The 22,822-nt window shown below is 37.9% G+C and carries 17 protein-coding genes; 4 read left to right on the forward strand and 13 right to left on the reverse strand.

All coding sequences use genetic code 11. The annotated features are described in order from the left end of the window. The 3 genes from ABJQ32_00885 to ABJQ32_00895 all read right to left on the reverse strand — a co-directional run. A partial coding sequence (locus ABJQ32_00885) for a hypothetical protein (protein ID MEP5288169.1) occupies positions 1 to 180 on the reverse strand: 180 nt, incomplete at its 3' end. 561 nt (positions 181 to 741) lie between these two features. Further along, complete coding sequence (locus tag ABJQ32_00890; GenBank protein ID MEP5288170.1) at positions 742 to 1,098, reverse strand: hypothetical protein; 357 nt, start codon at positions 1,096 to 1,098, stop codon at positions 742 to 744. A 1-nt stretch (position 1,099) separates the two neighbouring features. Beyond that, entirely contained in the window at positions 1,100 to 1,564 is a 465-nt protein-coding gene (locus ABJQ32_00895; protein MEP5288171.1) for a hypothetical protein, read from the reverse strand. Between the two features lie 12 nt (positions 1,565 to 1,576). On the opposite strand from ABJQ32_00895, the gene ABJQ32_00900 reads away from it, so the two are divergent. After that, the gene (locus ABJQ32_00900; GenBank protein ID MEP5288172.1) at positions 1,577 to 2,722 is read left to right on the forward strand and encodes a DUF3800 domain-containing protein; all 1,146 of its coding nucleotides are present in this window, start codon (positions 1,577 to 1,579) and stop codon (positions 2,720 to 2,722) included. Between the two features lie 25 nt (positions 2,723 to 2,747). Here the strand turns inward: ABJQ32_00900 and ABJQ32_00905 are convergent, their stop codons facing one another. From ABJQ32_00905 to ABJQ32_00930, 6 genes are all read right to left on the reverse strand, one after another. Continuing rightward, a complete protein-coding gene (locus ABJQ32_00905; protein MEP5288173.1) occupies positions 2,748 to 4,703 on the reverse strand; it encodes a DNA methyltransferase in 1,956 nt (651 codons plus the stop codon). 12 nt (positions 4,704 to 4,715) lie between these two features. Then, the gene (locus tag ABJQ32_00910) at positions 4,716 to 5,489 is read right to left on the reverse strand and encodes a hypothetical protein (GenBank protein ID MEP5288174.1); all 774 of its coding nucleotides are present in this window, start codon (positions 5,487 to 5,489) and stop codon (positions 4,716 to 4,718) included. Then, on the reverse strand, positions 5,486 to 6,589 hold the full coding sequence (locus ABJQ32_00915) for a hypothetical protein (GenBank protein ID MEP5288175.1): 1,104 nt from the start codon (positions 6,587 to 6,589) through the stop codon (positions 5,486 to 5,488). Before ABJQ32_00915 ends, ABJQ32_00910 begins: the two co-directional genes overlap by 4 nt. Positions 6,590 to 6,591: 2 nt before the next feature. Beyond that, a complete protein-coding gene (locus ABJQ32_00920; protein ID MEP5288176.1) occupies positions 6,592 to 8,928 on the reverse strand; it encodes a sensor histidine kinase in 2,337 nt (778 codons plus the stop codon). Positions 8,929 to 8,932: 4 nt separating this feature from the next. Then, the gene (locus ABJQ32_00925; GenBank protein ID MEP5288177.1) at positions 8,933 to 9,154 is read right to left on the reverse strand and encodes a helix-turn-helix domain-containing protein; all 222 of its coding nucleotides are present in this window, start codon (positions 9,152 to 9,154) and stop codon (positions 8,933 to 8,935) included. 640 nt (positions 9,155 to 9,794) lie between these two features. After that, complete coding sequence (locus tag ABJQ32_00930) at positions 9,795 to 10,382, reverse strand: hypothetical protein (GenBank protein ID MEP5288178.1); 588 nt, start codon at positions 10,380 to 10,382, stop codon at positions 9,795 to 9,797. 284 nt (positions 10,383 to 10,666) lie between these two features. On the opposite strand from ABJQ32_00930, the gene ABJQ32_00935 reads away from it, so the two are divergent. The 3 genes from ABJQ32_00935 (at position 10,667) to greB (ending at position 12,594) form a co-directional block, all read left to right on the forward strand. Beyond that, positions 10,667 to 11,140, forward strand: coding sequence for a hypothetical protein (locus ABJQ32_00935; GenBank protein MEP5288179.1), 474 nt, complete (start codon positions 10,667 to 10,669; stop codon positions 11,138 to 11,140). Between the two features lie 95 nt (positions 11,141 to 11,235). Then, the gene (locus tag ABJQ32_00940) at positions 11,236 to 11,769 is read left to right on the forward strand and encodes a hypothetical protein (protein MEP5288180.1); all 534 of its coding nucleotides are present in this window, start codon (positions 11,236 to 11,238) and stop codon (positions 11,767 to 11,769) included. Between the two features lie 309 nt (positions 11,770 to 12,078). After that, positions 12,079 to 12,594, forward strand: coding sequence for a transcription elongation factor GreB (gene greB / locus ABJQ32_00945; GenBank protein MEP5288181.1), 516 nt, complete (start codon positions 12,079 to 12,081; stop codon positions 12,592 to 12,594). Positions 12,595 to 13,223: 629 nt separating this feature from the next. Here greB and ABJQ32_00950 read toward each other — a convergent pair. From ABJQ32_00950 to ABJQ32_00965, 4 genes are all read right to left on the reverse strand, one after another. Continuing rightward, positions 13,224 to 13,970, reverse strand: a complete 747-nt coding sequence (locus tag ABJQ32_00950) for an SOS response-associated peptidase family protein (GenBank protein MEP5288182.1) — start codon at positions 13,968 to 13,970, stop codon at positions 13,224 to 13,226. 155 nt (positions 13,971 to 14,125) lie between these two features. Continuing rightward, on the reverse strand, positions 14,126 to 19,348 hold the full coding sequence (locus ABJQ32_00955) for an ATP-binding sensor histidine kinase (protein ID MEP5288183.1): 5,223 nt from the start codon (positions 19,346 to 19,348) through the stop codon (positions 14,126 to 14,128). A gap of 7 nt (positions 19,349 to 19,355) precedes the next feature. Continuing rightward, positions 19,356 to 20,456, reverse strand: coding sequence for a hypothetical protein (locus tag ABJQ32_00960; protein MEP5288184.1), 1,101 nt, complete (start codon positions 20,454 to 20,456; stop codon positions 19,356 to 19,358). A gap of 11 nt (positions 20,457 to 20,467) precedes the next feature. Further along, positions 20,468 to 22,675 carry a lipoxygenase family protein gene (locus ABJQ32_00965; protein MEP5288185.1) on the reverse strand — a complete coding sequence of 736 codons (2,208 nt, stop codon included), beginning with the start codon at positions 22,673 to 22,675 and terminating at the stop codon, positions 20,468 to 20,470. Positions 22,676 to 22,822: the final 147 nt, after the last annotated feature.

The following is a 22,822-nucleotide window of genomic DNA, read 5'->3' on the forward strand; positions in this document are numbered from 1 at the left end:
ATACCCATACATCCGCATCCATCTCAAAAGCTGACCGTGTTCTTCCAATTGGCCCGTATACTTCATCCAAATTTCCTGCTTGGTGAAGCTACCGGTAAGGTATTCTTTAATGATATCCTGGCGCTCTGATAAACTTATCTCACTACCACGTCGTGTGTTTCCATTCTTGAAATAATTCATTTGATTTACAATAAATTGTGTAAACCTATTTCAGGACAAGACACGCCAATTAATAGTTTCCCAACGCTCTTTTCCGCTCTGGCGGAATTACCAGCCCAAAGCAAAAGTTCTCCAGCCAACGTGTATCGTTCAAAATTTCGTTATTCGGGGAATTGTTCAGTTTGATTTTAAATACGCTACTCACGGCGATTAGGACTTGGCTGTATAACACTTGCAGTCCATCGCTTTGTTTGCAGCGCTTCATCCAACCCTTGCCGTCATTCTGAGGATTTATCAAGCCAACGGCTGATAAGGACGTGAGAATCTCGTTAAAGCTTTACAGGCCAACAAGGAATGTCATCCTGAGTTTGCGGCCGGCTAGGAACGAAGGATAAATGACGAACAGCTCACGATTTGTTATTCCTTTCATCTGTGTTCGCTTAATCGCTCAAGCCGCTGGGCTTTTACTTTTTTCATTGATAAAAAAGTAAACAAAAAATCTAGACAGAATAAAGCTTCCGCCCTCAAGCCAGCGCATGGCGCGCTATTCTGTCTTGCCGCCCACCTAGGAGTAGAATAATTCTACTTAACATAATGTTTAATGTAATCCATGTAATAGGTAGCTTCAGTGTTCGTGAGTTTTTCTTCAATGAAACTCATACCACTTTCGGTTATTTCTCCAACTTTTTCAAATGGACCCCAGTCTGATAGCTTAATGAATAGTTGATTGACAAAGTGAGTATTCTCCCAACGAAATTCATGATCATTAGAAACATGTGTTTTATCAAGTAGTACATTGTCTGGATACCTATCAGAATGAGTTAGCATTAAACCCTCAAAGTCATATTCATTTCTGTATTCTCCCCAAATCAAAATCATATGTCTTCCTTGATGAAACTTCCTTTTATCAGCTTCCAAAATATCTCCTTTCTTAAACATTCTATATTCCTTTTATAATCTTTTCAAAAGCATACCTTTCAACAAAATCCTTCATGGTACGCTGATTCAAATTGATCCCGTACTCAGGGTTCTTGACTGCTGAGTCTGTGAATAACTGATTAGGTTCATTCCAGACCGAACTTGGGAATAAATACTTGGTTGGTTTCTGACCATCGACAAACAGAACTAAACCAATCCAAAGATCATTTCTCAAACCACGTTCAAGATCAGATTTCGAGACAAAAGCATAGTTTGTTTTCTCGATATTGATCTGTCTGCATAGTATATCATACTCTGACTCCCCTACTCGATTGATTATCTTGAAATGAGCTCCATTGTGATTTAGGTAACTCTGAATGACATGATGATTTTCAGACAGAATAAAACCCGTTTTCATAATGGTCTCTGCAAGTTGATCTAACTTAGATAATGGACGCAGACTTGACCATATCATATTAATACTCATCCAAGTGGTGTTATGAAAAAAACAGTTGATTGTAAAATGCTTAGAGAAACTGGAATCATTTTGAATGGTCTCAAAGATTTAGATAAGCCTTATACTTTCTTTTACGATGAAACCAATAATATAAGAAGATTTTACCTGAAACATGATGGGTTCAATGTAACCAATGACACAAATTTTGTTATTGGGGGGGTCTTATTGGAAGGAGTCGAATCCACGAAAATTGATACGAGTACTTTATTTAATGGGTTAAATCTTCAAAAGTCTTCCAACGAATTAAAATTGAAGCATCTGGCAAAAGGAGATTTTGTTAACTGCCTGAAATATGATAGGCTCAATTACTTTCTTAAATGGCTTTACTACAGTGATTTATACATCCACTATAGCAACATAAACCTCCTTTACTATTCATTGGTTGACATTGTTGACTCTGCTGTCTCAAACTCGGAAGAAGTACTCGAGCTTGGATCAGGATTTATCCGAATGCTTAAAAACACCTTATACAAAGTTGTAATGAAAGAAAAGGAGAAAGTGGTTCAACTCTTTTTCCGATATCAATACCCAAATATTAAGGCAGGAATGGTCAGAAGCTTTATTGAGGAATTGACCGATATCTTCAATGAATATGAAGATGAATTTGAATTTCATATTGGATTAACTTCTTTAAAGCAGATTTTAAAGAAATCTACTAGAAATGATTCCCTGCCATTTATTATGGATGAAACAGATTTTGTTTTGCTCCCGGACTTCTTCCAATTCTTTTTATATCCACTCTACATGTTTACCAATTCAATCCATTTTTTTGACAAGGAGGATACAATGGAAAAAATGCTTACAGAATGCGAAATATTGGATGGAGATAGACAAATTAATTCATATCACTTTATTGACTCAACTGATAATAAATTCATTCAGATATCGGATGTGTTTATTGGACTATTTGGTAAATACACAGAATTACTCACATCAAAATCAGAGTCTTTTTTAGAAAAAATGGTCAGTCAATTATCTACCAGACAACTTGATACATTTATCTGGTTTCAGAATAATATCATGAAATCGAACGAGAAAAATCAAGCATTTTTACATTCAGTTTGTAGTGATGATGAAATTCAAAAAGATCAGCTTATATGCGAGCTACTTCACAAATATTCTGTCTAAAATTAGAATAAGATCCTTTGGTGTTTTAAGAACTAGTCCTTCTTCCCTTTTCGAGGTTCTTTAAGTAATTATTAGGCAGTGATATCTCATACTTACTCTCTAAATAGACATCAATTTTTTCTTGACTTTTAAGAGCGATTACTTCATCTTTTTCAATTTCAGAGAATTGATACACTCCAAACCGAGCTAAATATCGCTTCCCCATGGAATAATAGTTGTTTTCGTAGGGTCTGCTTACATGTGACAAGTAAAACCAAAACAACCTTGAATTAAGCACTTTTTGAATAAACCTAAGCTCTCTTTCGTCATGGGATATAACCGCAAATCCGTTGTAGAAAAGAAGTTCTTCATTGTCTGTGAAAACGAAATATGGGTGATCTGAAATATATGGAAACAAGAGCTTTTTCCCAGTAAACGTTAATCCTTGATTTCTTCCATATGCAAACCACCTTTGGTATATCTTATTTCCATTATCTCTTTTTGCTAACTCAACTTTGTGATACTTCAGATATTCATAAGCTCCAGGAAAGTTTTCCCTAAAATAGTCCTCTTCAAACAGGCTTAGTTCATGTTTTTTATTCTGATTGAAAAGTGAATTTTGATGTGTTTTTAAATGATATGGAAATATGATATGTTCAAGCTTTTCTTTAATATCATTTTCAGTCTTAAGAATGTTTGGTTTGATCGCTGGTTTACAAACTTTCTTTTCTATGTGGAATTCCTTATTATCTATAACTACAAAATAATTCTTAAGGTCTTCCTTGATAGGATCTATTAGATAAATATTGTTTCTGAGAGTTGCAAAGCCGTTTCGTATATCAAAGCAATCGCTCAAAGGTTTTCCAGTAGCTTCTATCTTTCGAACAAGTGCAGCAATTTTAGCTTCATCGAGAAGCCAACCTTTATGATCATCTAACTCTCGGTAATCGATAGTTATAAAATGTCTTTTTACTAATCTGGCCAAGTCTCGGCTTTTTACCTTAGCATAATTCACTTTATTGCTATCAAGCTTCTGAATTAGGCAAATGCATGTATAAGTAGTCCTTCCCTTAAATATCTGTTCCCCTCCAAAATCTACGATTTGGAAATCATAACCGTAATTCGAAACGTATTTTCTTAGACCAACTCCGTTCAAGCTTTTGTAGAAAGAATTTACCGAGATAAAACCAAGCACTCCTTTATCAACGAGGAGTTCTAAACCTATTTGGAAAAAAGGAATGTACAAATCTGCTTTTCCTATTTTGGACACTTCCCACTTTTTTAATTCTTCCTTTGTTTTCGAATCGAGTTTTACTGCACCAACATATGGAGGGTTGCCTAGTATAGCTTGAAAGCCATCTTTTCTTCTGATTTTTTCGCAGCTCTCGATCCAATTGAATTTAAGCGCATCTCCTACGAATAAATTCCACTCATATTCAGTTTCATCCTCTCCATGAAGAAGGGCTAAAATTGAGAGTAGCAACTTGGTTCTTTTAATACTATACTCTTCTATGTCCAAGCCAAAAATGTTATCCCTAAATATTTCAGCGCATGTCTTTTCTGTTTTCAGTTTCAATATTTCAGTCAGAGTGTAGAAAAATCCCCCACACCCGCATGAAATATCTCCATAAGAAGCAGTTCTTATATCTACATTTTGATTTGAGAGTTGTGATAGAGTTTCACTGACAATATGAGTCCTTATGTTGACTGGAGTATAAACTGCTCCATTTACGTCCTTGTCAGATGGGGAAATTACAAATTCAAAGAGTTCAATCAAGTCCTCAATTACTAAGTTTTGGCGATCTTTCTTTATAGACTCAATAAACTGATCCAAGTAAGACTGCTCATCTGAATGGCTAATCTCAATATTATATGACCTAAGAAGTTGATTATTTTGTGGTTTAAGATTATTGAAAGTTAAAAATGCCGATACAATCAACCGATCAACCCTGTCGGTATGCTTAGAGTGTTTTTTCAAGTAGTCATAAACTGATTTATGCATAGCAGAGCATTATTATACAATTTGTGGGCAAATTGCCACGTTATCCCACTCAAATTTTTCGGGTTCATATGGATCCCAATGCCGTGCAATGCTATGGATGTAAGGCCTCCAAATAGCTTTTTGGAAAGTTTGAACTAGAGCGACATATGGTCTATTTCTTCTTCTTAGGTCACTACTTTTCTCACCTAAAAAGTTCGTTAATATGAAATCAAATCCCAATACTGTGTCCAATGGGAGGTGCATTATTCTTGGAGAATCAACAACAAGATGGCTGCCATAATTTGAATTGGGAAGTTTTAGATTCTTTCCCCCATATTGAAAATGATATATTGGATGTGCGTTAATTGGATCTTTTTTACTAACTAAATGTCTGTCTAAGTGCCATGATGCTACCATTTCAGCCCCGTTAATGTCTTCACCTTTAAGTATGATATTAAACTCAAGGTGAGAAAAAGGGTCAGAACAATAGTCCTCTCTTACATAATTTCCAATTACTGTGGACGAGACTGAAATCGATGAAACCTTAGCGCCATCAGGTAAAACTGTATTGCCTTTTAAATCAATAGGTATCGATACAATAACATTTGAAAGACTATATCCCCAGCATTTTGAATAATCAATATTTACTCCAGCAATCTCTGGTATTGGCCCATTTAGACATTGATTATAGGCATCTTCAAACTTTTTCTTATCCCCGATTACTCCAGAATCATAAAGCAATTTTCCAAGTCTTCTTATTGAATCAGCATTTGATTGCTTATATTTTTTTTTCGCAGCTTTGTTCATTTACTTTTAGCTAATGCTTTCACCTTATCCTTTTCTAGTTGATGAGGAAAAATTCGTTCAGCTTTACTTTCAATTGATAAGGCTGCTTTTATAGACATATATAAGCTCTCTTGCCATGCTAATGGTTCTTTTTTCATTTCAACTAAAATTCCATCAAACGGATCTAGAGGTTTTTTGTAAAGCCGACAGATTGTCCAAAATTTAGAGCTATATCCTGGTTCAAGTGGTTGAGCAACAGATAAGTCTTCTACTTTTGTAATCCTTTCCAAAATCTCTACCCTTTCTGAAGCTTCTAGAAATGGTAGATTACTTTTAGTTTTTTCATTCCACCATGATTCGATTAGATGCCACCACCATCTTTCCCATTTATCTCCAAATGGCCCTTTGTACTTGAATTTCTCAAACTTTATTTTTAAAGCGTCAAATCCATTTGAGTTCATATCAACTCCCAACCTTGCTGCAAGAACACCTACATCCACAAGTGGGCCATTTGTTTCAATTAACTCTGTCATTATAAACCTTGCGTACTCATGAGTTGGCATCCGACCTTCTACCTCACCAAAGTGATTCTTCAGCCTGACATCTAACTTGTTATTTCCTTCATCACTAAGTAAAAAAAATCTTTGTAACTGTGCTCCTGCTCCTCCCTTTTTCGTCTTTATTTCATTAATGAGTCCATATCCTTTTGCTAACGAAACTAGCTCTTTCGCAACTTCAGCAGATTGATCAACAAGACCCTCACCTTTTAAATATTTCCTATCAAAAAGGTCATGTCCTGTTGAATCCTTTATATAGGATTTCTTGAGTTTTGGATCAGTCGATACGAGAACCATTGGTATATCGTTCATTTTACCTTCAGTCGCTCTTGTTCTTAATTCTTGCGCCAATGTAAAAGCACGATACTCTGCTTCTGACTTTTCGTCCAATCTCAAATCCAATATCAATCCATCATAATCACCCTTTTTTAACCGTTTAATTTCATCTCCAAAAGATTTTGGTGTGTCGGGAATAATTTCTAACCCTTCAACCTCATGTTCCAATAGTTCTACAAAATCTCGTGTTTGTTGTTCTTGTTCATCGTCTAAATAAAGATATTTCATAACTATATGTCTTCTAAATCATTGTCAGTAGCCTCTGGTATTTCGATTCTGATACAAGTGCTAAAACCTTCATCAGGATCTGACACATAAATATCTCCATTGTACGCATCCAAAATATCCTTAACTATTTTGAGCCCAAGCCCCGTACCAAGAACATCATCTTGCTCATCGGCAAAGTGGGCTGCAGCTGTAGATGTTGTAAAAAATGCATCAAAAATTTTGTGGTGATTTTCTGATGAAATACCATCTCCATTATCATGAAATTCGAGATATATCTTCTCATCCTGTCTGCCGACCCTTATCATAATTTTTCCTTTTTTAGTTTCAGCACGTTTTATGGCTTTTAAGGAATTTGTATAAAGATTGTATAATATGGTCGCCCACTCCGATGAGTGCATTGGTATCGTATACAAATCAGAACCTTGTACTTCAAGAGGGAGGATTTCAGTTTTGTTAATCCCAGTATCTAGAGAGATGACTTTGAAAAACCTATGAACAAGTACCGGTATCTCTTGTGGAATTAGCTCTCTGGTTATATTCTCAGAAATTGCCTTATCGAAATATGAAGTGTAGGTCCTAAGTATCTTGACATTATCATACAATCTTTGAATTTTTTCTTGATAAGCCTCGTCATCAGGAAATTTCTTTGAAAGGAGTTTTGTGGAAGCATGAATAGTTGCCAAATAATGTCTAATCTCATGTGTAAATATTCCAATTGATAACCCTAAACTGGCCAACACACGAAGTATAGCTGTTTCTTTGAATTGCAAGCTATCCTCTAATTCTTGCTCAATAATAACTTGGTCAATTGCCTCTACTGTTCTTTTTATCTTATCCGTCCTATCAATCAATTCATGCGTAATTTCATCCTTGCTTTTGGTTGAATAAGAATCAATTGTTTTAGCCTCACTTTCTTTTTCTAGTTCATCCTTAAGCTCTTTAAGTTTCTTTACTGGCTTTTCATATTTCCGTTCCCAGTCCTTCTGATTTGTAGTTACTTTAATATCTCTGGCACTGGCTATCCTCACAATTCCAGTAGTTAATCCTCGATATGCGAAATTTAGTAGTTCACTAAAGCTATTAGTATCTAATAAGCCCTCCCTGCTTGAAGTTTCTTGAAATTGATTGCCATCGGGATCATGCACCTCGACAAATCCAAAGAAATTTGAATTACTATGCTGTGGGAGAAAGGTTCTTTTTTTAACGGATTCATCTAACTCCAACCAATCATCTCCAAATTCACCATATGGAGAAACCCGAAACCCATTTCTATATAACCTGATTCCACCAGAATGCTGTGCTAATTCAATCAATCTCGCACGTTGTTGTGATGGAATATATTCTGTTGTGTAAAGAAAATAATATGCTTTGAAGTTTACTTTTTTTAAGTGTGCGTAAGCAGAATTAGGTTTATCCTTTGAAGCACCAAGCTCAACTAAATCATCAATTCCAAGTCGTTTACTTTTTATTGATAGGAAACTGTAACCTTCATTATCGACATAACCTTCAAATTCTGCAATAGCATAATCATAAATCATACTTTGTTCGTCAGCAATCGGAATGATATTGTCCTGTTCTATTTTAAACAAGTTTGCTTTAAAACCTGGATCACTAGTTGAAGTATTTCTTTTTTCTTCATCCTGTATTCTTTCCTTAGATAAAGGAAAAGGCTGTATTAAACCCGAGACATATCTGTAAACACGTTCAATACTAGCAGTAGTCCACTTGTCTCTTAAGCCTTCAATAACTAAAGTTGTACCAGGCTTTTGAATTTTTGGTAAATCTTCTATGTGATTATTAATAGTTAAAAGATCTTGGTCTCCTTTATACCTACTCCAGTCGATGGTTATTTTGACTGCACTTTCAGAATTTGCGCTTTGTGATATTATTGTCAATTTTTTACCAAGTCTCTGAACAGCAAATCTTCCAATACCCTTACGTCCTGCCCTATTCCTCTTATAAGTTGGTGATGTTGGATTATGCACTTTGTCGGTAGAAGAAATTTTCATGAAACCATTGATCAATTCTTCTCTCGACATTCCAATGCCATCATCCGTAATTTCTAGCGTGCCGCCTTCATTGTCAGAATTGATAAAAGTGAGCTTTACTTGTTTGGCATCTGCATCGTATGCATTTTTTACTAACTCTGATACTGCGGTTTCTTTCTTTCCAACAAGTTCTCTGCCTAGCCTGTCAATTACTCCTGCGTCCACAGAAAAGCGAACATTATCCTTGTCGAACTGGGCGAGTAACGATGATAGTTCAATAACCTTTGAGTAATTATTTGGCTCTTCTGAAATCGTCTTGGTCAACAATTGTCTTATCTCTTGTTCTCCCATACAATCAGTCGTTTTCCAATTTTAAATTTCGGAAGATGTCTCTGAACATTTCTCCTGGGTCTATGTCAATAGCCAAGGCTATTAGAAAAAGTTCATCCGCGCGCAGTTGAGTTCCTTCGTTTGAACTCAGTTGACTCAAACGAGACTGACTAATTCCAGTACGCCTAGATACCATTGCTCTGTTAACAGACTTCTTCGTAAGATATTCTCCTAATCGGGTCATCATTCTTTCGATTTTCGAAATATAAATGTAGGATTTATATATTTATTTCAAGAAGGATTATAGATGTGTTTATTTATAAGAGGCGAACCAATAGGGGAATATTTTGTAACTTTAAACTCTAAGTGGAATTCCTAACATCCATATCATCCGAAATTATTGCCTCGCTTGCGACTCTTTTAGGCGGGCGATGCTTGTCCGTCTGGTTTAAAAAAAACCTAACCTTTCTTACTAACAAAATTTAATTTGGCTTGGTCTAGATTCTAAAAGACCTTTTGCCAGATATTCTATTTTAGTTGTAGGTCTTTGTGAAATATTCTTCTCATAGCTATAAAACTGCTTTCTCAAAAAAGATGATTGGACGTTACCCTGCGGGTCGGGCTCTACGCAGTACATGGTACTTTGCTTCGATCCCTAACGCGACCACAATTGTTTAATTTATTTTAGTATTCCGCACACATTTGTCACTTTCCATCTCTAAAGCCTTCATCCCTCAGTTCGGTAAAGTATTCCTCCCTCGGAAGAAGTGTCAAAAGAGTGCTACGTCTCTGCTTGTAGATGAAAATTGTTGGTTATCTGAAGCGCACACTTTGTCATTCCCACAAATCAACGCACACCCCAAAATGACTAAGAGTGCTCGAATTGATCAATGAGTTTTGAAGGTATTCCAATAGGTTTTAAGCTTACTTGCTATATACGCTTCTGCAATATGTAATTTGTATGGCTCTGCAAGTGGGTAGATGGTTACATAAATTCTCCCAGTCAAGTCTTCCTGTAATTTCTCGATATGAGACTTGTGGTTCTCCCTATTTGCTTGATTGTATTTTTTTGCAATCCTGTACATCCATGAGGCAGAATTGCTTCCTGTAGCCCAAAAATGCTTTCCAAGTCTTCGAACAATATTTCTTGAAATACCAACATAAACGGGTATTATCATATTTTCTTCACAAGAACCAAATAAATATATCCCTGAATAATCATTATTGACTGGCTTCCTTGCATTGCCTAGATAGCTGTTAAATTCTAAATCAGTAATGCTTTTTAACCTTTCACGCACATAAGGTCTTGACATCTTTTCTTGCCTTAGTTCTGAAACAAGAATCCTCTTGCTATCAGTGGATATCTGTTTCTTTAAAACCTTACAAATCTTGTCCAATTCCAAAAATAGATTTTCATCGAAGTTTATATATCTATCCCCTTCAACGTTGAATTCACTGTCAACTATTAGATCCATACTTCAAGTTCTTCCTTTTTGATCTATTAATAATATAATCCACCCAATCTTCCACACACATCTCCCTCCCCTCCTGGCCTACATCCCTCACCGCGGTATGGTGATTCCTCAAGGCAAAGGACAATTAAATCGTATTTTAGTATTTTTCTTAGATTTTGTTAGAAATATGTAATAATTCCCTGTAATTACTTCCGTTGAATTTAAATAATGAACCTTATTTAGTTAACTTCTATACAATTAATCTATCTCATCTACATAAGTATCTAGTAGACTAACCCTTTATCATGAATCAAAAAATACTATTTGTACTATTACTGTTGATTGGAATGGCTTGCAAAAGGACATCAAATCCTTCAATAAATGGCCCAGTACAGGACAATTGTAATGATGTGCCAAAATTAGTTGGAAAGGAGTATAAAAATGATGCTAAGGCTGCTTCCGAGTTGATTAAAGATTTTTCGGCAGCTGCATCTATTGACCTAACCAAAATAAAGAGCCTTGAAGATCTTAATGCAAAAGTCGAGTTTGCATCCAAACTTTCTCAAACTTTGAATCAAAACGTAGAGATCAGCTCTACTGTGTCCGACGAATTTTGGGAACAAGAGCTTGCTTTTCGTCAAATTATATGTCTGTACAAGTCAATTATTGATGATCCTAATGTTTCAGAACCAATAAAAGGAGAATATCACAAAGGAATACTTGAGTTCAGTAAACAAAGACTAGATTTTCAATTTTATAAAAAAAAAAGAAATGGTTAAGGCCACTTCTATCAATTGAAAAAGAACCAACACCTATACTTGGTCGAACATCTCGTAGTTTAGAATTTGACAACTCTGCTAATGGTGAAGACAAGTTGGTTTACAACATTAGGATTAAAAACCAGAATAGAGTTCCCCTAAAGCTTCAGGCGTTTTATGTTCAAGTCTTTGATTGTGAAACATCTAATAATCCTCCATTTCTAATAAATAACCATCCATTTTTAATAAGCAAGGAAATATCTAGTACTAATATGCCTTCTGACTCAATTTATAATTTGGGTTATTTCCATGTTGGCGAACACTTTAAACGTATTGGTAGTAAAAGGAAAGTTTATACAATAGATCCTGATGATATAGCATTCTTCTCATTCAATCTAACTGGTCTTCTAAATGAGAATAATCTCACAATCAACAACCTAGATTGTGAGGGTGATGAAAATACTTTGGTTTGGGATTTGGAACAAACTAATAGAACTGACACAGTAGCTACAGATATTATCAAACAAGGAGATGTTTTTTTGTTGATGCAAGCTATTAACCATTATACGAATGAAAATTTTGTATTAAGAAGAGAAATATACCCTAATGTAAATGAATCAAATTTTGATGATGTCTTAATTGAGAATTGATCCTGGTCTTCCGCACACATTTGTCATTCCCACAACCTCCCCTCCTACCAAAAATGACAAAAGAGTGCTCGTGTCTACCAAGAAATAAGGTGAGTGCATAAAAGGACGAAAAGGCCAAACCCTAACTATTTAATGTCCTGCCCAGAACCGAAGCTATCTTAACATAACGCAGGCCATTATCGGTCCGACGTTTCGGTAACAAAATAAGATAATGTGCTTTTGAAGCTGTTTGATGTATTTCAAACATTTAGATTATATAATGATATTCATTATATTATTTTGCGAAAGTTTTCAAAATAAGATCTACTTATGAGGCGAAAAATCCCAGAATCAACTCTACCAAAAATCAAACGCTCGCAAATGATTACTGCCGAAGGCTTACAAAAATTAAGGGATGAACATGATCACCTTAGCCGAGTTGAACGTCCAGACGTTACCGCTAAGGTTTCATGGGCTGCAAGTTTGGGAGATCGTTCAGAAAATGCCGATTACCATTACAACAAAAAACGTCTTCGAGAAATTGATAATCGCATTCGATATCTGTGTAAGTGTGTTGACGACTTAAAAGTGATTAATTACCACCCTAGCCAAGAAGGCAAAGTTATGTTTGGTGCATGGGTAGAAATTAAAAACGAAGAGAAAGGTCTTCAAAACCGATTTCGAATTGTAGGTTACGAAGAACTCATCGGTAATAAAGATTATATATCTATGGACTCCCCAATGGCTAAAGCCCTTCTTGATAAAACTGTTGGAGATGAAGCTATAGTTAAAACCAAAATGGGTGATTTTGTGTGGAAAATTCTTAAAATAGAGTATCAGAACTAGTGTAACCAAAATAGATCTTAGACTATAATTCAGGCACTTAAATAAACATCATTTCTCAATCCTGAATTAGAATCCTAGCTCGCACACTTTTTTCAGCCCCCTTATTCCCCCACTCTACCAAAGCTTCAAAAGAGTGCTCCACTCCTACAATAAATTTGTATGACTACATTCTTGCATTAGAGCTTACGCTAAGCTATTAAAGAATGACCGAGTAGAGAGACCTCTAACTCAAAAGGAGAAACTACGTCAAAAAAGGGCGACTCAATCACTTAGTAAGATCAAGAAAGTAGCTTCCTAGCATTCAGTCCTATTAGCAAATGGAGAAAGATTTAGCTGATATTGAAAACCTAAAGAAAAATTCATACAAAGGCTTTTCAAGATAACCGCACATTTGCCATTCTCTCCCTCCTGCCAAAAATGTCAAATCGAACATAGTGAGATTCACGAAGGATTCTGCGGTATGCTTGCGCGTATGAGTAAAAGAGTGCTCCACTCCCACACTAAATTGATATGACTATATCCAAGCACTAAACCCTCCGCCAACTTATTAATCCCTACCCAGAACCCAACCTGCCTGCGGCAGGCAGGGCCATCTTAAAATAGCGCAGGACATTACCTGCCTCGTTGAATTAGTCCAATTCCTTGTAGCGTTTTTTCTCAAGCAAAGAGGGTACATTTCCTAAATAAAACCGATGCAACCTCTTGACTGTCTTAAGTGGCTGACATGGGTAATAGTCGAGCTGTCCGTCCGGAAATGGTTTGATCAAGGCTTTGGCTTCCTCTGAACTTCCATGCAGCCAGGTTTCATCGTCTTTTTTATCCACGATAAACATCATCCTGGATTCAGGTGTGTAAGGTGTTTCATTACGGATCCAGGCCACTTCCTTATTTGCTGGCCCAGTGATCAATGTTACTGTGTTGGTTTCAACTTCGTCCAATGGATTGGTAAATGTTTGCCACAATCCGGCAACCATAAAAGGTTCTTTGGTTTTCATCTGGATATAGTAGGGGAATGTCTGATCATCTTTCTGATAATGATCAAAAAAACCATCCAGCATCACCAGGCATCTTCTGGATTCTGCAGCACCTCGATAAATACTTTTCTCTGTAAAAATTCTATCATTTCTTGCATGAAGGGTTTTCATCGGCTTGCCATTGATCTTCGGGGCAAACTCAAATGGCATAAACGGCCAATGTAGAAAATTCACATTTTCAGGATCCTCGTTCAGTATCACTGGGAGATATGGTTCATCCAATCCGGAAACATGGTAGTAAGGAATGCTTTCTTCTAGCGCCTCCTCCCACATATCTGTGTTTCCATAGCGCTTAGCATACAGTTTGGCATTTTTGGTAGAATAGGAAATGTCGTAACTCATTGTGTGAAAATAGTTAGAAAATAGGTATTGGCAATTACTTAGAAGTCGCAAGGTAAATGCATTCAAGCATTTGTTATTAACAATGCCTTATCTGCAGTCCAAAATGACAAAAAAATGTTTGTGGGTACTAAGAATTAAAGTGATGAAGCACGGGGTTAACTCAATGGAAAATTCATCTTGAAAACAGTACCTTTTCCTACTTCACTCTCTACTGTGATATTTCCTTCATTAACCTTCACGAAATCATAAACTAAATTCAAGCCTAATCCTGTGCCTTTTTCACCTTTCGTCCCTGGTCTTACTTTATCATCTCTTAGTTCGAAAATCTTAGCCATTTCATCTTTTTCTATTCCTACCCCTGTGTCTGAGACTGTGAGTACAAGTTCTTTTCTTTCAACCTCTGCAGAAAAATTCACACTCCCATTTTCAGTTGTGAATTTGATAGCATTACTAGATAAGTTTCTTAAAATGGTCATGAAACTATTCTTATCTAAATAGGCTTCTATGGATTCATCACATTGTACCTGCAAGGCGATAGACTTTGATTGAGCTTGAGGCATCATTAATGATATGTTCTCATCGAGGCATGCTTTTACATTGAGCAATGCAGGGTTGAAAGGCATAACCCCTTCCTCTTTTGAGGCCCAGCTTAATAAGTTATCAAGGAGAGAGACCACCTGATCGGTTGAATCCTTAACGTATCCAGATATTTTATCTAATTGCTTATCATCTTTTACATCGTAGGTTTCAATTAAATGATATTTAATCAATTCATTTAAGCCCATTAAATTGGCTATTGGGCCTCTGAGATCATGCGAGATGATCGAAAAAAACTTTGTTTTTGTCTTATTAGCAACATCCAGCTTGTCGTGTTCTTTTCTAAGCTCCTCTTGGGTGGACTTTAAATCTTCTAATGATGTTTTTAATTCAGATGTTCTTTCCTCGATTCTATTTTCCAAATTTTCATATAAGTAGGCATTCTCCATTGACACGGCGATTTGCCCAGATAGTAATTCAAGAAAACGTACTCGATTTTCTGTGAAAACAGATTCCTGTAAATTATTCTCCAGGTAAAGAATTCCTTCCGGATTTCCTTTATTGAGCATTGGAAGGCATAAGACCGATTTTAGCTTGTTTTCCTTAACTGCAGGATCTGAAATGAATCTCGGGTCCTCAGAAATGTCATCCAAAACCAGGCTTTGATTCGTGTTTTGAATGTATTGCACCAAGCTTTCCGGAACTCTTTTATTTTCATGAAGAGGGATGATCTTATCATTGTCAGACTGAAATTCTCTATTAGTAAATTTTGAACTCCTGATGAACCACTGGTCTCCCATCTTAAGCAAGATGCAACCGGATTCCGCGCCCGCATTTTCCATGCTGATGCTTAAAAGGGTTTTCAATAATTGCTCCAATACCACTTCTCCTGAAATCGCTTGAGCAGCTTTCATTAAAGATTCCAGGTCTAGTGAAGAACTCTCTGTATAATTACCACTACTCTTTGATGTTTTAGTAGTAGCGATCGAACCCTCTTTTTCAAAACCTATCAAAATTTTAGGGAAACGTTTTTTCAAGTCCTGCATCTTGGCAATAGCACCCCATTCCTTATAGGTCTGATAGGCTTTGCGCAGGTAATTTTCCGCCATGAAATCTTGGCCAGTGGATAAGTAGTAAAACCCAGCTCTTTCTAATGAAAGGGCTTCCTCATTGAGAAACTCACCACTCTCCGCTCCCTTTATGGCCAGATCAAAATGCTTACGGGCCTTGTCATCGCTTCCTTTTAATGAAGCCATCTCCGCAAGGAGTAAATCCAATTTATGTTGGTGGCTAACAGGGTTGAATTTCGCCCATTTTCTGAATTGTGCAATATTTTTCTTCGCCCGGCGAATCAATGAACTCCTTTTTTTACCACTCACCTCTCGTGCTACAGCCAAGCTTACTAAGCCTTCATAAAACCAGAAGATTGCCACATCATATTTTGCCAAAACCGCATCCAATAAAGGTCTTGTAAGCTTTGCATGCTCCAGCGCTTTATCATAGTCATGAAAAAGATAGTTAAGCATCAAATTGTTGATATGTATCAGGAACGTAGCAGCACGATCTTTCTCTGATTCATGAATAGGTGCCATCTCTACCTCATTGTAGGCTTCTCCTGATAGTACTGTTGGGTTTTTAGAACGATCAAGAAGATTGAGTGCAGCCTGTCGGTATATTTCGTTGTAATGGTAATTAGTCTTCTGCTTGTATTTCAACATCTGCTCGCTAAATAGCCTCATTTCTTTTTCAGAATTAGCGAGCGGCTTGCCTCCCAGGTAGATGTGATTGCAATAAATATTGACATTAATACATGCATACTCGATGGCACCTGTTTCAAAACCTACTTTATAAGAATATAAGAAAGGTTCGAGCGATTGATGAACATGTTCACTCCAATGATTGATCAATGCATAGATAGGTGTGTAAATCTGCGATAGCCACCTCTTAGCTTCAAATCGTTCCAGTAAAGCCAACCCGATCTGACCAAAACGGTACCCTCCACTCATATCTCCCAATACTCCGCACATGAGTAATCCGTAGGTTGCAAAACCGAAAGCTGATATCTCCGTCACGCCATATTTTAATGAAAGCCTGACCATCCGGAAAATGATGAAAGGCAGAATGGCCGGCCTGGCCCAATAAACAGGTGAAGCAATGTCATTGAGAATTCTAAGAGCAGCTGCTTTGTAGGGATTGGTCATCTCTTTCGTTCCTAAGATGTGCTCATGCCTCTTTCCCATCAGCTTCACCTTGGTTCTGACCAAATCAACCATGACCAGTGGAAGAGGTCCTTTTTTAGGGAATTTCACTCCCAGTTGTTCCAGCACTTCCAGACCGGTATCAATAGCCTCCTGGAGTTTATTTTGGGCCTTCAAAGCATTGATCCGTATGGAATAGGGCCGAACCCCATCCATGAGCTCTTTCCTGTTGTCCAATACAGCGTTCAATTTCTCTTCCATGGGCTCGAATTCTCCCATATTGTAGGCTGACTCGGCAGCTTCTGTGTAGAGCCCAAGGCTAAGCTCATATTGAGACTCCCAGTGATTAGATTTTAATAATCCAATACCCGTCTCAAAATACTTAAAGGATGGCTGAAAGGCGGAGGAATCTCTGGCTTTTAACCCTGCACGAAGATTCAAATCTGCAATCAATTCCTTTTCTTCGTCGAAATCAATCAACTCTAGTCCTTGATTCAGTTGATTAACAATCTCAAAAAGTTGGCTTTCCAGCTGTTCTGTAGATGCTTTTTTCCATAAAAGGGATCCAATTCTGTAGTGAAAAGCACTTTTATCTTTATCTGGTATTAATGAATAAACGGCCTGTTGTATCCGGTCATGAATGAAGCGAAATTCATGCTCTGTTGGCGTAATATATCCTTCTGCAAGTGCCGTTTGTAACGCTTCTATCGCAGGATCAATCTCTTCGTAGGAAATCTTTGAGTCAGCATTTTCACCACGACTTGCTTTAAGTGTCTCTACATCAAATTTGTTGCCGATACACGCGGCGACCTTTAAAAATTCCTGAGTTTCTTCTGGTAGAAAGACAATCTTTCCTGCTAGCAATTCGACTACATTATCCGTGATATTGTGGTCATTGATCTGTTGTATGTCCCATTTCCACTTCCTTTCCTGTTGATCAAAATACAATAGTGATTCTTCTGCGAGTTTCTTAAGGAATTGAGTGACGAAAAATGCATTACCATGGGTCTTTTCAAAGACCAGGTCTGAAAGAGAAACGGTTGAATCAAGAGGAAGATCCGTAGCATCGGAAATCAGTTGTTGAACATTTGATTTTCTCAGATTCCCTATGTTTATTTCACTGATCTTCCCTCCTTTTTCGCGAATATCTTTCACCGTAATCATAAAAGGATGATCCGGACTCACCTCATTGTCACGATAGGCACAAATACACATCAAATAGCTAAGTTCCTTGTTGGACATCAGTGCATTCAACAAAGACAAAGAAGCACTGTCTGCCCATTGTAAATCATCGATGAAAAAAACGACGGGATGATCAGCAGTGGATATGGCCTTAATAAAGGAGCTGAACAAATAATTCAATCGGTTTTGCGATTCTAAACCGCCCAGCTTGGGGATGCTGGGTTGCGGTCCTATCAAAAGCTCTAGATTTGGGATCAGTTCTACCAGTACTTTGCCTTCGTCACCAACAGCATTTTTGATTTGCTGTCTTAGAGGTTCCAGGCGGGTTTTATTTTCTGTAAGTAATATGGAAACGAAACTGGTAAACGCCTGCACAAAAGCAAAGTATGGTTTCGATCGTTGAAACTGGTCAAATTTACCCTCGATAAAGTAGCCCCTTTTAGTCGTGATTGGACGATGCGTCTCATGTACCAATACGGATTTACCCGTACCTGAGTATCCTCCCACTAGCACCGTCTCTAACTCGCCCTCAGATACCCGACTAAAAGCATCCATTAAAAGGGTTAGTTCTTTTTCCCTTCCGTAGAGTTTCTGAGGTAGCTGAAAATCTCCTGAAAAATCATGCTGGCACAACTCAAAATCTTGAATACCTCCTGCCTCATTCCAGGTTTTCAAACACTGATCCAGATCCTTCATCAGCCCTCTAGCTGACTGGTAACGATCCTCTGCATTTTTAGCCACTAACTTGTCAACGATCAGCTGTAGCACTTCAGGAATATCTTCTCTATGGGATGAAATGGAAGGAGGCTGGCTGGCGATGTGTGCGTGTACCATTTCCATGGCATCTATGTATTGAAACGGCAATTTCCCCGTCAGCATTTCGTAAAAAGTAATGCCCAGAGAATACAGATCGGTACGGTAGTCAACCTTGCGATTCATTCTGCCGGTCTGCTCTGGAGAAATGTACATGAGTGAACCTTCCAACTTTTCCGGGTTCTCAAGGTTTTGTTCTTTAAGGTTCAGTTTTGTAGAAATACCAAAGTCAAGAAGATGCGCCTTTCCACTTTCTTCGTCAATAATGAGGTTGTGGCTATTGATATCTTTATGGATGATTTTAGCGTCGTGTACCTCGGATAAGATTCTCGCTATTTCAATAGCATATTTGAGAAAATCAGGAATACTGAACACCTCTCCATCCACTCTTTCCCTGATGGTTTTGCCCGGAATATATTGCAGCACAATCGCGTGACGATTGTTCACCTTTCGTCGCTCAAAGCTTCGACGTACTCCTTCTATTGATAGCTTATGTGTGAGATCAAATTCGTTATAAAATTTATTGATAATCTCTGGAGAAGGGAACTCCTGATTAAGAATCTTCGTAATAACCCGGGTTTTCAGGCCTTTGTCATCTGTTAGAAAGACCTTAGAGCTTTTACTTTCGTACAGTAGTTCCTCTTTCATCATTTAGTTAACTGGAATTAGAATTCCGTACATCATTATCAGGAATCTCCGGAGGCATCCCAAATAGCTTTATAGCCCACACGCGCGCGTTTCTCGCCAAATCTGAGTGTCTACGCAGAAAATTTAATGAATTATAATCATAAATGGAATATGATGGAATGATACCAAGACCTTTAGGCAGGTTCTTCATCGTAAAGATCATCCGGGTGCTTTCAGCCCAATCAAGGGGCTTATTCATAGTGATCTCTGCTAGATCCATCCAAGGATGAGATGCTTCATCCCATTTTTTGCAGCAGTTAAAAATTTCTGCATCATCGTCATCAGACGCTTCATGAAGCTGAACTTGAAGTTTATATTTTATTGGGCCAGTCCTGAGCCTTTCCACATATTCTTCCTTAAGGTAATTTCTAACAAGTGTCTCTCCTGGCAAAATGCGCTGATTCTCCGTAGGAATCATCATATCGTATGCATCCAATAGACCTGATTCAGGTACATCTTCAGCTGGAATCGTACGATACTTGATGTAGCGTAGTACATTGTCTTCGGCTTTATATAAAAAAGGTGTTTGCGTATGATATCTTAGGTTAGAAAATGAGGTTGGATCTCTTCTCATTCCTACATGCGCACCTTCAACCCCCGTTGGATATTTTCGATAATAGTCCTCATACTGCATCCCAAATCGGGTCTTCTTGTATTTGGCAAACCGAAAGAAGCTTGCAATCGACCAGAAAAGGGCTGTTTCACCTGTATTCAACTCGATATCCATAGGGCTTTTTTTGGACGTATCTGCCATCTTTATGGACATACTTCTAACCACACGCATGGCATCATCCATAAAAGATGCGGCAGCATGTCTTACCCGACATGGAAGCGTTTTTCCAGGCTCAAAAAACGGATGCAAAGGGAAGCCCGGGTTATCGACAAATCGTATGGACCCGACCGCAGCAATCCCATTATTATGGGACATCTTTGTTCGCGCTAGGATGCTACCAAAGATGGTTAATGCCCATGTAAATGCCTTGGTGTAGATCCAAAGGAACATTATCCCAAAGAACCGATGAACGGAAGTACCAAGTGATTTGAAAATTGGTGTTCGGTTTGGTTTCATCTCTTCTAGCTTCAAATATTGGTTCGGGATTGGATAATGTCTATATCTAAATCGAGATCGGCAAACGCTTGTCGCTGTTCTTCTAGCCTTTTTCTCAAATCAGGGGGAACATCCTTGTCTTCATCGGCAATGATAAATCCATATCCGGTATGCGATAGCATATTACTCCACCACATCATTTGCGTTGAACGTGTAAGGTCTGGAGCTATAGAATAATCTGACTCTGGACCCATCACACCATCCGTTCCATCTCCGAACCGAACCCCCAGGCTACAGTAGAGTACTTCTCCAATATCATCGTACTGTTTCGAGTTGGACCAGGTATGTCCGAAAGTGGCCTGGTAAATCATATAAGTACATGCTTGTTTGAGCAGGTCTAGGTCTTCATCAGTCACTTCATGACCCTCGGATTTATCAGTAATTCTTGAAACGGCTTTCTTGATTCCGTCAACTTCTGGTCTATCGTCATTCAAATCCATCCTATGATCTTGGTTGTACCAGTCCGAGGCACCCCTACTTTTTAGCTTTCCTTTGCCATCAAGCAAAGCATTTTGCAGGTAATTGCAAAGGAAGAATGGCACACTATGATTAACTAAATCTTCGGAGAAGCAATAAACTTCAAACCAATGTTCCAAAATTTGTTTTCGGTTAGCAGGATCATTAATGAAGTTGGAGACAAAGTCATAGACAATATCCCAGAATAGATTAGAAGCTTTGGCATAGGTATGTGCTTCACTAATCGGTTGCATGGGTCGATAGCCTTTCCAATCCAAAGTCCCCATTGTATTATACACTACCTGATCTATTCCTTTTGGAGTAAGGGCACAGGCTGAGGTGATGTATCCATTACCTACTAAAATACGGTCAGCCGTATGGTTTACTAATACGACCGAGCGCAAGAAGGATTTAAGCAATCCAGAGATTGGATTCAGTCTTAAATTTCTAAAACATGCAATAGCGTACTGTTCTGAATTTATATGGGTTCCGGCGAAATGATGTGAGAGCTCAGCATTTAGACCTGCACTTACACGACAAATCCGTTTGGCTGCCAACCACTTTTCTCCATCAGCAGGAGTAAAAGTTCTCTTTTGCTTTTCATTCTTTTCTTCTGCTGTTAATGGGCCTGTAAGGGTAATCTTGACGGGCTTTGGTAGCCCATCTTCCTTGAGTTCAAACCACATGTCAACATCTGGAATAGCATAATAGTGATACCTCTTTTCATATGACCCCCAATGATGATGAACCCAATAAAGATCAGGGTTCTTAGGGTCACGATCGAAATCACACGCATACATTCCATTCATCATTCGCTGGCCAAACCAGTCATCTCCCCTTGTACTTCCAGGCAGCTTTTTCTCCATGCAAACGGTTAAATTTTCTGGGTAATCGGCTACTATTTGCTGATATGTCAGTCCCTGGTTCATTCGAATCATCTTCAGGTGCTTGAGTTTGATCAGTTCAATTGGAACAAAGGTTTTTTCAATGGCTTCATTAAAACCAGGAGAATATTTATCTGGTGCATCTTTGTCATGATCCTTGATAACGACCCTTGGTAAGGGCGTATCTTTCCGGTATTCCCAATAGAAAAGTTGAACCTGACGACAGCTATAGTCAATGCCAACCAAATCTCCCTTGCTTATCGGCACACGTTTGAACTCGGTATATTCAGGCGAATGTTGACCATTTTTCGCAAAATGTTCATGGCCAGTTTGGTAGACAGTTAACCAAACCTTTGCGATGTAGAACCTATGGACGTAAAACAAATCATAAGGAAGGCTGAATTTTCCTTCGCGATTCGACTTTCCCTGGCTAAGCTTTCTATAGCCTCCCCAGAAAGTTCTAGCCCATAGTTCCAGATGCATGTTGAAAATGGGAGAATCTGCATCAGCCACCCGACTACCAAACGTAAGATGGCCGGTCACCAAATGATCGGGATTGGGATCTCCATAGATTTTATTTCGACGAGGAAATATTCTATTGTGCACCTTCTTATAAAAGCGTAACCATCCGTTGTATAGCTCTACTAAAAATAGCCCGATCCGCTCAAGAAACCCTTGATGGGTACGTGATTTGTGTACCTCAATTCTATTAAGGTTTTTTAGACGTGGATGATGAAATTTGCGCTTTAGAGTATGAGAAAAATGTGTTTTTTCAAGACATCTTTGACATACTTTTTCTAAATCACCCTCAGATTCAGGTTGTGCTTTGATGGTTTTCATTAGGTCTAGGTTGGGCAGTGAACTTTCCTAGGATATAGTCCAGAACCCTAAAGTGCAATGTTTTAATCTTGCCCTTAAAAGTAATGGAATTTAGGATTATGGAAAGTCATTGATTTATGGGCAGAATTCTGAGAAATATAACATAAG

Origin of the sequence: Marinobacter alexandrii (assembly GCA_039984955.1) — a bacterium.
GTDB lineage: Bacteria > Bacteroidota > Bacteroidia > Cytophagales > Cyclobacteriaceae > Ekhidna.